This window comes from Phocaeicola sp., assembly GCF_057861905.1.
This window is the reverse complement of sequence record NZ_DBMACV010000002.1, coordinates 91311-104586: the sequence shown is the minus strand read 5'-3', so window position 1 is coordinate 104586 and position 13276 is coordinate 91311. Positions and strand designations below refer to the sequence as shown.

The 13276-nt window shown below is 43.5% G+C and carries 12 protein-coding genes and 1 riboswitch; of the genes, 7 read left to right on the top strand and 5 right to left on the bottom strand.

Annotation, left to right across the window (positions count from 1 at the left end):
• Positions 1–66: 66 nt before the first annotated feature.
• From ACZM60_RS00960 to ACZM60_RS00945, 4 genes are read right to left on the bottom strand one after another with little or no spacing between them, the layout of a single operon-like run.
• Positions 67–516 carry a hypothetical protein gene (locus ACZM60_RS00960; RefSeq protein WP_489520564.1) on the bottom strand — a complete coding sequence of 150 codons (450 nt, stop codon included), beginning with the start codon at positions 514–516 and terminating at the stop codon, positions 67–69.
• Between the two features lie 25 nt (positions 517–541).
• A complete protein-coding gene (locus ACZM60_RS00955; RefSeq protein ID WP_489520563.1) occupies positions 542–1579 on the bottom strand; it encodes a PKD domain-containing protein in 1038 nt (345 codons plus the stop codon).
• Between the two features lie 24 nt (positions 1580–1603).
• Entirely contained in the window at positions 1604–2752 is a 1149-nt protein-coding gene (locus ACZM60_RS00950; RefSeq protein WP_489520562.1) for a YncE family protein, read from the bottom strand.
• A gap of 11 nt (positions 2753–2763) precedes the next feature.
• Positions 2764–4743 carry a TonB-dependent receptor gene (locus ACZM60_RS00945; RefSeq protein WP_489520568.1) on the bottom strand — a complete coding sequence of 660 codons (1980 nt, stop codon included), beginning with the start codon at positions 4741–4743 and terminating at the stop codon, positions 2764–2766.
• A gap of 66 nt (positions 4744–4809) precedes the next feature.
• Positions 4810–5009, bottom strand: a riboswitch (cobalamin riboswitch).
• A gap of 286 nt (positions 5010–5295) precedes the next feature.
• Between ACZM60_RS00945 and ACZM60_RS00940 the strand changes: the two genes are divergently transcribed.
• Positions 5296–5805, top strand: a complete 510-nt coding sequence (locus ACZM60_RS00940) for a flavin reductase family protein (RefSeq protein ID WP_489520561.1) — start codon at positions 5296–5298, stop codon at positions 5803–5805.
• A 12-nt stretch (positions 5806–5817) separates the two neighbouring features.
• Here ACZM60_RS00940 and ACZM60_RS00935 read toward each other — a convergent pair whose 3' ends face one another.
• Complete coding sequence (locus ACZM60_RS00935) at positions 5818–7557, bottom strand: hypothetical protein (protein WP_489520560.1); 1740 nt, start codon at positions 7555–7557, stop codon at positions 5818–5820.
• Positions 7558–7861: 304 nt separating this feature from the next.
• On the opposite strand from ACZM60_RS00935, the gene ACZM60_RS00930 reads away from it, so the two are divergent.
• From ACZM60_RS00930 to ACZM60_RS00905, 6 genes are all read left to right on the top strand, one after another.
• A complete protein-coding gene (locus tag ACZM60_RS00930; RefSeq protein ID WP_455759162.1) occupies positions 7862–8296 on the top strand; it encodes a hypothetical protein in 435 nt (144 codons plus the stop codon).
• A 100-nt stretch (positions 8297–8396) separates the two neighbouring features.
• Positions 8397–9050 (top strand): porin family protein, encoded by a 654-nt coding sequence (locus tag ACZM60_RS00925; protein WP_204482394.1) that lies wholly within the window; start codon positions 8397–8399, stop codon positions 9048–9050.
• A 256-nt stretch (positions 9051–9306) separates the two neighbouring features.
• Positions 9307–10986 (top strand): tetratricopeptide repeat protein, encoded by a 1680-nt coding sequence (locus ACZM60_RS00920; RefSeq protein ID WP_489520559.1) that lies wholly within the window; start codon positions 9307–9309, stop codon positions 10984–10986.
• A gap of 268 nt (positions 10987–11254) precedes the next feature.
• The gene (locus ACZM60_RS00915) at positions 11255–11908 is read left to right on the top strand and encodes an outer membrane beta-barrel protein (protein WP_489520558.1); all 654 of its coding nucleotides are present in this window, start codon (positions 11255–11257) and stop codon (positions 11906–11908) included.
• A gap of 355 nt (positions 11909–12263) precedes the next feature.
• Positions 12264–12665 (top strand): DUF4377 domain-containing protein, encoded by a 402-nt coding sequence (locus ACZM60_RS00910; RefSeq protein WP_489520557.1) that lies wholly within the window; start codon positions 12264–12266, stop codon positions 12663–12665.
• Between the two features lie 69 nt (positions 12666–12734).
• The gene (locus ACZM60_RS00905) at positions 12735–13172 is read left to right on the top strand and encodes a hypothetical protein (RefSeq protein WP_489520556.1); all 438 of its coding nucleotides are present in this window, start codon (positions 12735–12737) and stop codon (positions 13170–13172) included.
• The last annotated feature ends 104 nt before the right edge of the window (positions 13173–13276 follow it).

The following is a 13276-nucleotide window of genomic DNA, read 5'->3' as shown; positions in this document are numbered from 1 at the left end:
TTGTTAATTTGTAATTAATTGTTTGTCAGACTTAAATATACAAAATAATTCGGTGATTACCAACTTTTAAAGATACTTTCTTATCCCGAACTCACGTAATACGAAAGTACCGTTCACGTCGTCGAAGAAGTTCAGACAGCAAAGAGTTACTTCTTTCGAAACCTTCTGCGTATCTTCTCCTGTGGCAGTAATCGTCAGTTTTACCTTCGAAGTAGCGCTGGCCGCTGCTTTTACGTTGATACATGATCCGCTTTCGTCTATTTCGGCAGTCCATCCTTCCGGCAGCGTGTTCGTTGCAACCGACTTGATGTTTTTCGCATTATATTCGATTATGAAATTTTTGTCGGGCGAGATAAAAACAGGATTCGTTGCATCTATTTCAGTTACCAGTTCAAATTCCGGAGCCGGTGCAACGGTTTCTTTATTATCATTGCTACAGCTGCCTGCAAACAGACTGATAGTGAGCAGAAGTAGCCCCCAGAGGAAGTGTGCCTTCATAAATTCGGTCTTTTTCATTTCTTAAAAGTTTTTAGTAGGTTGATTATTTGTTTTTGATGTTTTTGCTTTCTATGGTAACATTGGTCAGATGCAAGTCGACCACTCCCATGACTTCTGTAGAGCATTCGCCCAGCCATCCGTTTTCCTGATTTACTCCTGTATGAATACGGACGAAATCTATTCCGGGCAGATTGGCTGCCTTACCTTGGGAGTCGACAGCCCAGTCAATATCGACAGCCGATGCATCCTTATCGTTCAGTTCATTGTCTGCATAGCCGTAGGCAAAGCGGTAAAGAGCGAAATACGTACCCTTTCCACTCTGGTCTATTCCGTTCTGAGGAAGGCGTGTCCCCGTAAATGTTATTTTATCCTCTTTCACCCATTGTGGAAAATAAGATTGCAAGTGAGTAGCATTCATCGCCTTGTAGCCGCTTCCTCCCTGATTGTCTTCCCAGCGGATATACTGTTCGGTAGGCGCTCCCGGTTCCTTTGAGGGACGGTAATAGGTTATTTCATAGTTCAGTACGGTTTTCGTATCGTTGCCAGCCTGAGCCGACAGGTCAAGCCACGCTTCCTTTCCGTCGGGATAAGAGCTTCCGGCTATTTCGTACCATCCGTCGTCAGGCAGCCCGTTGCGGTTTTCGTCGTAGCATACCTGAATGACACCGGGTTCACAGCTTCCGTATTCCGATGCCCCGTTGGCATAAAACGCATTACCCAGTACACGGAAGTCACACAGTCCGGCCTTGTTTTCGATGGTATGGTCGAAGCACACCACGATGTATCCGCCGAAACCTCCCAGCGAAACCATTCCCATTTTATTATTTCCGATAGCTTCCAGTGCCTTACGGTTCATATCTTCCTGCGTATCTCCTTCCTTATATTCGGGGAGCTGATTGGTAAACTGCCCTACAGCCGGACGGTAGTCGAGGACACGCGTCACGTAAGGCGTTTTTTCGCCTGTGGTAACAGGCATTTCCGGTTCGTTTTTGTCACTGCTGCACGATGTGAAGCCACCGGCAGCCAGTGCGACAAGCAAGGCGCCCGTCAGTTGAACCTGATGTAATGTGAACTTTTTCATTTTTTGAAACGGTTTAAGTATTGGTTAATAAAATCTTTCTGTCGAAAAGGCAATATGCGCGGGAATATCGCCGGTACGGACTTTCCACTGGAGCTTGCCTGCCGGTGAAAAACAGTATAAATACCCCGGAGTGACATAGTTTGTGGCGTCGCATACATATATTTCCTTGGTTTCCGGATTAACGGCAATTCCGTAAGGTAATGTGATTTCCTTTTCCGTTCCGTCGGTTATGAAGTTGTGTGAAATAATTTCCTGCTTCTCCGTATCGTAAACGGCGTACGAAACCTGATTCTTTCCCGTATTGTAGTTCCATTCGGTACTGATGGTATACAGCAGATTCTCGTCCATGCACATTTCACTGGCGGCAATACCCAGTCTGCCGGTTACTTTTTCCGTGTGGGAGTCGACGACATAAATGTCGGAGCCGATACCGTAATAGTCTCCGCGCGAACTGACATAAATGCGTCCCTGCTTATCCATTTCCATACGGTGCAGGTTGATGGCCACATCAATCGTATTGACTACCTGAAACGACTGGAGGTCGACTACCGAAACGGTACGGTCGTAATTGGGAAAACGATACCCGCCGGAATTGGCCACATACAGTCGTCCGTTGTTGATAACCATTTCCTCCGGTTGATAACCTACTACCACCTCCCGCGTGATCTGGAGCGTTTCAAGATCGATTTCCACTACCTTTCCCGGACGCGCGTTCGGGTCAATCTGTACCGGACCGGCGTACGAACTGACATACGCCTTGTCGCTGTTGAAAACAATGTAGCGGCAGTTGGGAATACTCACGCTGCCGATATGCTCTGCCGTGTGCACATTCATCACCTCCACAAAGTTGGAACAGTTTACTACCACATACAACCGGTTGCCGTAAATGCCGATGTCGTTGCCCACATCTCCAAGCTCCTTCACTACATTGGGGTTCCGTTCCGGATAAATGTTGCGGAAATAGCTTCCTGTACGTGCGTCAAAATGATCGATCGTACACTTGTTGCTTCCCATATTCCCCTCATTGACGAGAAAGAATCCCTCGACAGACTGCGGGTCCGAAGGCAGGGTGACATATTCCACTTCCGAACGAATCATCGGAAGTTCCTGACGGCATCCGCTCAGGAAGCACAAAATCAGGCAGGCTGTCAGGTAAAAATAATATCTGTTCATGGTCCGAATGATTAAAAGTTATATTGGGCAATCAGCTTGAAGTTGGTACCGGGCATCGGATAGCAGGCTACCACCTCGTACTGCTGGTTCAATAAATTGTTTACTTCCAGCGTCAGCTTCAGGTCCCCCTTCCACACTTTTAGTCCTTTGGAAACCGAAAAGTCGCTGGTATACCACGGCAACTGGTAATTATAAGGGATATTGGCCTGCGAAGAATAACGTTCTCCGGTATAGATAAAGCTGTAATTAGCCTCCCATGAGCGCCATTGCAGGTTCACCACGGCCGAACCGCTGTGCCAGGGGATGTACGGAATCTGTCCTCCGTAAAACTCACTTTTGGGGTCGGTAAAGTCCTGTGCCCGCTGGTACGTATAATTGATTCGGTTGATTACCGTCAGGTCACGTCCGATCTTCCAGCCGGTCTGAAGCGCCACGTCCACCCCTCTGATTTCCACATTTCCCAGATTGACCATCGTCCAGCGGAAGAAATTCGACGTAGGAGTGGCCACGATTTTATTCTCCACCTCGTTGTAGTACACATCCGTTTGTACTTCCAGCGAGCGCAGCCACGTATTGTTGAAGGTACGGTTGTACGTAAATCCTAAGTCGTACTGCGTAGTGAACTCAGGTTCCAGGTTGATATTCCCTACAAACGTATAATACAGGTCGTTCAGCGTAGGCATCCGGAAGATCCGTTTATAGAAACCTCTCAGGTTAAGGCCACTTTGCGGAAAAGGCCTCCACGACACGAAAAACGAAGGAGTAAGCTTCTGCTTGTCGGGAGCAGGCGTGCCCGAGCTCGTATCGTGTACAAACGTTTCGAGCAGACTTGCCTGAAGTTCCACCTGCTTGAAGCGCATGGCCGTAGCGATGGATGCCAGCAGCGTATGCCGGCGCGGATAAACAAAGTCGCGCAAGTCGGCATTCAGCAGGTTAAACTGATAATCTGCCGAAAAGCTTGCCTCCCACCACGAAAACAGATTAAATCGGTTGGCTACCGATGTGTATACTTCCTGCTGGTAATAATGGTTGTTGACATACATCAGCGACTCGTCTTTGTTAGGATCGGCCAGGTAATGCAGGTAGTCGTATGCATATTTCGCATTGGCAAGCAGGCTGTACCACTGTGTAAAGTCCTTCTTGAATGTACCCTGAGTAAAGAAGTTCGTATCCCACTGGCGATCCTCGTGCGAGAACTTGTTGCGGACGATTGCCCCCGGATATCCACGTTCCGAGTTGTACAGGTAAGCCTTCGCCTTCCAGTATCCCTGCTTGAGCTGTCCGAACAGCCCTCCTTCCACACGCAAGGCATTCAGGTCGCCGTTCTGCCGCACCGCCGTCGTATCATATCCCTCCTGCATGCGGTAAGTAAACTTGTATTTTCCCGACGAGTGAAGATACTCGGCACTGAACGAACTGCTGATTCGTTGTCCGAGCTTTTGCTCCCACAAAACGGAAGGATTTGCCACACCAAACGAACCCGTCTTGAACGAAGCCCTTACGTTATACTTCTTTCCTTCCTCGAACTGAGGCGTCCGTGTCTGCAAATAGATGGAGCCCGACGAGCCGAAATCCTTTGCCGGCTGGAAAATGGCACTCTTCTGTCCGTTGTACAGCGTGACAGACTCTATGTTGTCGAGCGAGAATCTTCCCAGATCGACCGTACCGTTTTGTGCGTTTCCCAGCTCGATGCCGTCGTAGAACACACCTACATGGTTGGTTCCCATACTCCGGATATTCACCGTTTTCAGTCCCCCTACTCCTCCGTAGTCCTTGATCTGTATGCCGGAAAAATAGCGCAAGGCATCGGCCACGTTGTGCGAGCTGAGCTGATGGAGCTGCTTGCCCGATAATTCCTGTACCGGAAAAATCTCTTTCTGTACGGCACGCGCCGTCACAACAACCTCGTTCAGATGTTGAAGGCTGTCCAACTTGTTTTGTGCATGTACCGGTACACAAATGTTTATACCCCACACCAGCAGGGTAAACATTACCGCATAGTGAAGTCTATTAAGCATTATGTAAAACGTTCAACCGTCCTATCCCACGAGTTCGGTTAATTAATAAAAACGATGGCAGGTCTTCTGACTGACTCACACGCTTTGACACCTTCCCGGTTTTATCCAGTGGCAATGAGTAATTGTCAACGTGCTTGATGAGCTTCACAGCAGCGGGACTGTTCGGGACTTTCACCCGATTCCCTTTTAATCCGTCGGGTCGAACCAACCTTCCGGAACCAATCGGTGGTAAAGATAGTTTATTTTTTCTGAATTTTAATACAGTTTTGCTATTTAAGAAATGGTTTTTGTATACTCCTTTCGTTCAGGAGTTTCATGAAATATCAAAAAAAAGAAACAGGGAAAAGAGGAAGTTCGGGCAGGAAGATGCAGAGAGCCTGTCTGATTCGTGCTGACGTTTTTTTATTTTTTGTACAAAAAATATAAACGTTTGTACAAATTTTCAGTGACTTCTGAAAGCGTTTTTCTCAGGGTACCGATAATTTTAGTAGTTTTGCCTTGATGAACCATTAAATATATGCATGTATGAAAGAAATAAATGTATCGGAACTGAAAGATAACATGTTCGACGCTATCAGTAAGGAATGGATGCTGGTAACGGCCGGAACACAGGAAAAGTTTAACATGATGACGGCAAGCTGGGGCGGAACCGGTGTTTTGTGGGCAAAGCCCGTAGCCTTTATTTTCATCCGTCCCGAGCGTTATACCTACCAGTTTATTGAAGAGGGAGAAACGCTTACCCTGTCTTTCCTGGGCGAAGAGCATAAAGATATACATAAAATCTGTGGTTCCAAATCTGGGCGCGACATTGATAAGGTAGCGGCTACCGGACTGAAACCTTTTGCCACTCCCGAAGGAAACATTGCCTACGAGCAGGCACGTATGATCCTGGAATGCAGAAAACTGTATGCCGATATGATAAAGCCCGAGCAGTTTATCGATGCCTCACTGGTAAGCCGCTGGTACGGTGAAGGACATGGCGGATTCCATAAAATGTATGTCGTAGAGATAGAACATGTATGGGTGAAAGAGTGAGCATAATGCTTGTCAGAATTCCATGATAAACTCATCCAGGGAATCGTTTTCGTCCATACCCATCTTGTCGTGTTTGAGGCGGTTTTTCCGTTTCTTCAAGGCGACCTTGCTGGTGTCGAGCAGGTAAAGCATGTTGCTGTTTGAGATACCGATTTTGATAAGGCAGCAAAGCGAGATGTCCGCCTTTGTCAGTGTCGGGAACTTTTTCCAAAGCCGGTCGGTAAAGTTGTTGTAGCAGATGTTTATAACTTCCGCCAGATTGTCCTGTTCCTCGTCGGAGAGCACTACCGACCGGCTTTGTATTTTATCCTGCTGGCTCATTTTATTGAGCTGTTCCATTTTTCTGATGATTTCGCTGTGGCGCAGGATTTCCTTTCTCATGGCAGCCTCCTTTGAAGAGTATTCGCTTCTCATCTTTTCCCTTTGTGAAAGTTCTTTGTCCAGAGCTGTTTCCTTTTCGATGATTTTTTCCTGTGCAGCATGCAGGTCGATGGTCTTTTCTTGCAGTTGCAGCCTCATTTCCTTCATCAGGTCGTCTTTTGATCGCATCTGTTCTGCCAGTTTGCGTTTCTCTTCCCTGCGTTTATAGAAGAATATGACAGCTACGGTCAATACCGCCATGCAGATGGCTGTCAGTGATATATACAGTCTTTGCCGTTTGATTTTCAGCAGCTTGTTTTCACTCTGGATCAAGGAATAGTCGTATTTGTGTTGGAGTTCTATTATTTTAGAGGATAGTTCTTTTTGATAAATGGTATCCAGCAGTTCGGCATACCGCTTGCTGTATTCCAGCGCTTTGGGAAGGTTATTCATTTTTTCTTCGTACTGATACCATATTTTTTGTTTTCCTGCTTTTTGATAAAGTGTAGAATTTCTAATGTCTTTTTGTAAATAGGTACGTACTGAATCATATTGGTTCATGCTTAAAAAGATATTCGCTTTATTTGCCCATAAAGGATACAATTCAGTAGAATCTTTCTCAAGTGAAATGCTACGGTTTATTAAGTTTAGAGCAAGAAAATATTCCTTTTTTAAATAGGCAGTAGTGGCTAATTGAGCTAACAGATTTTTTTCTAAAAATTTTATTTCTGTTTTCATAGAGAGTGACATAGCTTCTTTAAAAAGGCTATCAGCTTGGTTATATTTCCCATTTAATAGATAGCACCATCCCCATCTTTCGAATAAATCAATTTGTTTTAAAGTATCTTTCAGTAAAATAGCATATTTATTTGCCGTTTGATATTTTTCGATTCCTTTATTCTCAGCATCTTCATCGCTTAGTAAATTAGCCCAGTGCAAATTGAGCAGGAACTTGAATTGATTGTTTTCTATATTCCGGCTTGCTATATTCGCCTGCTGAAAATACGAGAGTGCTTTTTCCTTTTCATCCGAATCCCTGTAATACTGTGCCAGATAGAAAAGTGTCCATGCCTTGTGCAGGGAGTCGCTGCTTGTCCGGTAGTATGCTTCCGCTATCTGGAGCAGTGAATCGCTTTTCACCGGAATGTAGTTTTTATATTGTGCCTGTGTGAATAGCAGTGCATGGAGTGCCTGTTCCTCTTTACGTACCTGCGAAATGGGTGGCATGTGTTGTAGTATCTTCCAGGCACTGTCGGGTCTTTCATGCATCAGTTGCTCAATCTGCAGCAGTGAAGCATTTATTTGGTGTGTCCTTTTCTGGTAAATGCCGAGTGAAAGGGCGGCTGCGGTTGCTGTTATGATGACAATGATGATGAGTGTTTTATTTTTCATACTGAATGTTTGTAAGACTATTACAAATATAAATAATTTGATTGTTTTATCAGTGAATTGCTTGAAAACTGCTTAAAATATACCTTAAAAAGCGGCATGTTCACTCGTTCTTTTCATTGTGTCTACCTTTTTCTTTGAAAAATTATTTTATTGTTTTGATTATCAATACATTGATTCTTTATTAATGTCTACCTCTTGTCACCCTCTTTTCCTTGTATGATGCTTGATTTTGTTCTACATTTGTAATACAAAAATCGAAGATTTGATGTATATTCAGTTAACCATTAAAAATTTAGAGAGTATTATGCGAACCCAAACAATTCATTTTTTAAGCAGTCTGTTATGTATGTTCCTGTTGTTCACCTTGTCGTCATGTAACGATGAAACTGATGCAGTTCCTACTTGGGAGGTATTCGACGGACATATTGAACAAACATACTGGGAAGGGACATTGACAGAAATGTCTGACGGAGAAGTAGAAAGATCGTCCGGAATTAAGATAGTCTTTTATGATAAAGGAGATGGCACATATACCATAAATGGTCATATCTCTGCTTTTCAGTACAGTTATGAGTCAAAAATTATGAGCATTTACGATGAAGAGCGTGCTCCTGGTAGTGACTACTCTTTAACTAAAAACTGGTGGATATTGTATTTTTCTCAGGACCAATTACAGATAAGAACTGACATTTCGGATGATAAAAACTTCAAGCAGCTTGACTTGAAGCGTGTTTACTAAGGGGGGCTTAGTTTTGTTGGATTGTCACATCTGATAATTTGGGGAAATGTCTTTATTAGTGTGATTATTGTTCTGGTGTGTTGAATAAATCATTATGTATATGAAAAACGTTTATCTAGTAGTTCTGTTTACTTTTCTTGCATGCTCCTTGCATGCCCAAGTTGAATCATCCCACGCTGAAAAGGTAGAAGTTTCCGCAGGAATAGGTTATGGCTGGTTGCTCAATTCGAATCTATCTCCGTACGGATTGCATTATCGGGGTAATTATGATGGAGGCATTCAGGGCAGTGTGGATGCCTTTTACAAGTTTTCCAAAAGGTTTGGTATAGGAGCCTTGTACACCAACTTCTCTACTTCTGGCAATTATTCGGTAGGTCCTGCACTGGTATCCGAAGATATTCAGGTTAACTACGTGGGTCCCCAGATGAAATTTAGTTGTGATATATCCGACCGCTGTATCTTGTCTGTCAGTTACGGAGGCGGTTATCTGTGGTATACCAATAAAGGTTGGCAGGACGAAACGGAATATAAGGTGACGGCACACTCTTGGGGAGTAAATATAAATTGCGGTGTTTCTTACCGTGTGTTGTCTCATTTGGATGTGTTTGCCAATATCGGTTGCTTTGGAACGACTGATATCAAGAAGAGCAAGGTGGAATCGCAAGGTGCAACCACCGAAGAGGAGATGCACGATCCGTATAAGCTGAGTTTCAAGAGCATCGGACTGATGGCGGGCATACGAGTTCCGTTTTAAGTTCAAGTGTAGCAAATAAGCATTCCCTGTGTTGTCGGAGTATCGTTTTCCGGCAGCACAGGGTTGTCCGGCTGAAAAAACTCAGCTGCATTCTGCCTGGCTGTACGGTGTTGAGTTCTCCTTTATGGTATGAAGACATGCTTTCCCAATGATGGATGGAGAGAATTGTTATTTTTATACCATTTCCCGTTTTGCCATCGTATAATAAGCGGATTCTTCTTATATTTGTAGGGAAGAATAAACATCGCTTAGTATTATGAAGTCAAGTCGGGTTATCATCATAATTGTTCTTTTGCTGCTGGTTTTTGGCGGCTTCTCCGGCTGGCAGTACGCGCATCGGCGTATTTACCGTGAGCTTCAGGCTGTAGAACGTGTGATGGGCGCACATCCCGACAGCGCATTGTCGTTGTTGCGTAAAATTTCTTCTCCCGACCGTCTTCATGGCAGGAACCGTGCATACTATGCCCTTCTTCTTACTCAGGCTTACTATAAGAATTACCTTCCTGTTACAGATGATTCACTAATCCGCATAGCAGCCGATTATTATGCTTCCGGCAGCGATTCCTTACGTAAGTCTCAGAGCTATTTTTATCTGGCACAGGTTTACCGTGACCTGGGTGACCGCCGCCGTTCCCTCGACTGTTTTCATCGGGCCGATCTGTCTGCCGAGGGATGCCGTGACTACAAGTATCTCAGCCTGCTTTATTATCACTGGGGCTGTCTACTTCAGGAGGAAAAGCCTTATAGTGAGGGACTCAGTAAATTATATAGGGCTAATTTTTACGAAAAACTTCTTGGCGATACTGCAAGGTGGGTATATTCTTTAATGGAGATGGGATGGAGCTACATTCTTCTGGAGAAATATGATTCGGCATACCACTGTCTATCGGAAGGCTTGGAACTGGAGAACCGGTATGATCGGAATCTATATAAACTATCAGCACTACATCACCGGTTGGCGATATGTTATTATTTGAACGGGAAGTATCGGGAGGCCTTGTATCACTTAAACAAGGAAACGTGGGAGGAAGGAAGTGCTCCACGCAGAAGGGCGGACCTGATGAAGGGCCGTTCTTTCGCTGGTCTTCAGCAACTGGATTCTGCCCGTTATTATATTGAACGTATCCGGCAAGAGGATGACCTGGATGCGATGCTGGAATACAACCTGATGAGTTCACGGCTGTGCCGTCAGGAAGGCGACTTCCGTCAGGCTCTGGCATATCATGAGCAGTACTCCTTGTATGTCGATTCGCTGACTCACCGCCGGGAAAACGAGAGGGCGATGCAGTGGCAGAAGAAATACGACTATTCGCTGGTACGGAATGAGAACATGCGGCTGAAAACAGAGTCGCAGCAGAAGGATATCGTGACGCTTGTGTGTATCATCATCCTGCTTCTTCTTGTTCCTTTCCTCTATGCTGTCTATCTTCGTTTCAAGCGAAGAAAAGAATCGTTTCTCCGTCGTCAGCACCAGTTGATGGAGGCCAATATTCAGAGTTTGCAGGCAAAGGATTCTGAATTGTTACGGACCCGTCAGGAATTAGCGAGTAAGGAACGTAAGTGGAGGGAAAGTGTATTTCTTTCTGACCCGTTGGTAAAGCATATCGATACCTTTGTCCAGCTTTCTCTGCTGGATAAGGACCGTTTGTCTTCCTCGTATAAACTCTCAGGGGCCGATTTGGATCATCTGATATCATTGCTTAACTCCTGTCATAACAACTATGTGAGTCGTCTGCAAAGTGAATTTCCCGGTTTAAAGGAAATAGAGATTTCTATATGCTGCCTGCTCCGAATGCATATAAAAAACAGAGATATCTGCTATTTGCTCGGTATCAGCGACGATGCGCTAAAGAAACGTAAATACCGAATCAAGACGGACAAGCTTCACCTTCGGGATGCGGAAATAAGTCTGGAAGATTTCCTGTGTTCGTATTGATTCCTGCCTTTTTGTGTATTGTTTTCTTCTTCTGGCACGTGATGTCCCCTTAAAAAAGTAAGGTGTAATATGCATAATGTTGTATATTAGATTGTTATACGTTTTTTACTCCAGAAAAATGTCCCCCTTTTGTCCGATAGAAAATGTTTTTGAAAGGTTAATTTTGTTATAACCTTAAAATTTCCCTTTTCTTCAAGGTGATATTTTGGGTGTCTTTGATTGATTTTATATTGTTACGATATGTTGAATAAATTAAATCATTACGCATATGAAAAACGTTTATCTAGTAGTTCTGTTTACTTTTCTTGCATGTTCCTTGCATGCCCAAGTTAAATCATCCCATGCTGAAAAGGTAGAAGTTTCCGCAGGAATAGGTTATGGCTGGTTGCTCAATTCGAATCTATCTCCGTACGGATTGCATTATCGGGGCAATTATGATGGAGGCATTCAGGGCAGTGTGGATGCCTTTTACAAGTTTTCCAAAAGATTTGGTATAGGAGCCTTGTGCACCAGCTTCTCTACTTCTGGCAATTATTCGGTAGGTCCTGCACTGGTATCCGAAGATATTCAGGTTAATTACGTGGGTCCCCAGATGAAATTTAGTTGTGATATATCCGACCGCTGCATCTTGTCTGTCAGTTACGGAGGCGGTTATCTGTGGTATACCAATAAAGGTTGGCAGGACGAAACGGAATATAAGGTGACTGCACACTCCTGGGGAGTAAATATAAATTGCGGTGTTTCTTACCGTGTGTTGTCTCATTTGGATGTGTTTGCCAATATCGGTTGCTTTGGAACTACTAATATCAAGAAGAGCAAGGTGGAATCGCAAGGTGCAACCACCGAAGAGGAGATGCACGATCCGTATAAATTGAGTTTCAGGACCATCGGACTGATGGCGGGCATACGGGTTCCGTTTTAAGCAATAAGCATTCCCAGTGTTGCCGAAGTATCATTTTCCGGCAGCACAAGGTTGTTCGGCTGAAAAGATCCAGTTGATTCTTTAGGATGTTTTGAAAGGAACTGCATATAAGGTTATTATTAATAAATTCTACCCCAATTCTAAATTACCTTCCGATGAAAAAGTTTCTGATTTTTGTTTTATGCGGTATTATTCTTTATGTAGTTGTATCTATAGGCCTGTCTTTTTTGAATTTAAGTAGAGATTGGAATGTAATAATATCGGCAGTTTCAATCGGACTGGTACAAGGTTATATTGGATTTTTGATCTATGGAAAGGGTAAGTCCAATTGATAATTAACAAATAAGATACATTTATGTGGTTTATAGCTTTACTTCTTTTGCATATGAAAATTAGATTTATTATAAATAGATTAGTAGTGGCCTTATTGTTTCTAAGCTTACTCTTTTCTTGTAGTAAAGAAAATTCGATAAAGATTGAGGTTTTAAATGTAGAAGCCTATAAGGAGTTATTTTATCCGCTTCCTTTTGGAGGGGCACAAGACTACGGATATGTTGTGACAGATTCTAAAGGGAATCGCTTTCATATCTCTAATATAGAAGGTTTCGATGAACAATACGAGGAAGGTTTTGAATATATGATTAAGGTTTTTGTTAGACATATTTCTCCTGACTGTAAGAATTGTCCTGATGCTTTGGGTTATGATGAATATACTTTGGTGGAAATAATCAGTAAGAAATGTAAATGCGAATCTTAACATGAATCCTAAGAGCTCACCAAGTATATTCTTCTGGTTATATGTTAATAATTTATGTTTTATACATTTATGTGGTCTATAGTTTTACTTCTTTTGCTGTTGGTGGATGTAGTTTATGTCACTTCTTTCATTGGCGACTACTATCCTGAATTTGAATTCTTTTATTGGGTTGTCGAACTGGTATTGCTGATACATCTTATTTTTCTCATAAAGAGAAAGACGTACACATGGGAGAAACTGTTTTTCATCGATTCGATTGAACGTTATTTTCCGGCGTTGTGCGGTATGAATCGCGGTTTAAGACAGATGCTTCGATTTTGTATGGTAGTGTATTGGATATTATTGCCGCTTGTTCCGACTTTGGCTGTAGCGCTGTCAATGCAACTTGGGTATAGTTTAGGGTGGATGTCTGCTGTTTTGTGTGTGCAGTGCGTATTGACTTTATTGCTGTTTGTTGTATTCCAGATAAAGAAATGGAAATTGCAGGGAGAAAGAAACAGGCAATGAGCCGGATTTACTTTTTAAGTTAAGGTGTGACAAATAAGTATTCCTTGTGTTGCCGGAGTATCATTTTCCGGCAGCACAGGGAATCATAATATGCAGGTAGAGGG

Bases quoted from the DNA above. Each gene is read 5' to 3' on its own strand.
- ACZM60_RS00910 (WP_489520557.1), top strand. From the start codon at position 12,264: ATGTGGTTTATAGCTTTACTTCTTTTGCATATGAAAATTAGATTTATT.
- ACZM60_RS00940 (WP_489520561.1), top strand. From the start codon at position 5,296: ATGAAAGAAATAAATGTATCGGAACTGAAAGATAACATGTTCGACGCT.
- ACZM60_RS00950 (WP_489520562.1), bottom strand. From the start codon at position 2,752: ATGAACAGATATTATTTTTACCTGACAGCCTGCCTGATTTTGTGCTTC.
- ACZM60_RS00925 (WP_204482394.1), top strand. From the start codon at position 8,397: ATGAAAAACGTTTATCTAGTAGTTCTGTTTACTTTTCTTGCATGCTCC.
- ACZM60_RS00915 (WP_489520558.1), top strand. From the start codon at position 11,255: ATGAAAAACGTTTATCTAGTAGTTCTGTTTACTTTTCTTGCATGTTCC.
- ACZM60_RS00960 (WP_489520564.1), bottom strand. From the start codon at position 516: ATGAAAAAGACCGAATTTATGAAGGCACACTTCCTCTGGGGGCTACTT.
- ACZM60_RS00955 (WP_489520563.1), bottom strand. From the start codon at position 1,579: ATGAAAAAGTTCACATTACATCAGGTTCAACTGACGGGCGCCTTGCTT.
- ACZM60_RS00905 (WP_489520556.1), top strand. From the start codon at position 12,735: ATGTGGTCTATAGTTTTACTTCTTTTGCTGTTGGTGGATGTAGTTTAT.
- ACZM60_RS00945 (WP_489520568.1), bottom strand. From the start codon at position 4,743: ATGTTTACCCTGCTGGTGTGGGGTATAAACATTTGTGTACCGGTACAT.
- ACZM60_RS00930 (WP_455759162.1), top strand. From the start codon at position 7,862: ATGCGAACCCAAACAATTCATTTTTTAAGCAGTCTGTTATGTATGTTC.
- ACZM60_RS00935 (WP_489520560.1), bottom strand. From the start codon at position 7,557: ATGAAAAATAAAACACTCATCATCATTGTCATCATAACAGCAACCGCA.
- ACZM60_RS00920 (WP_489520559.1), top strand. From the start codon at position 9,307: ATGAAGTCAAGTCGGGTTATCATCATAATTGTTCTTTTGCTGCTGGTT.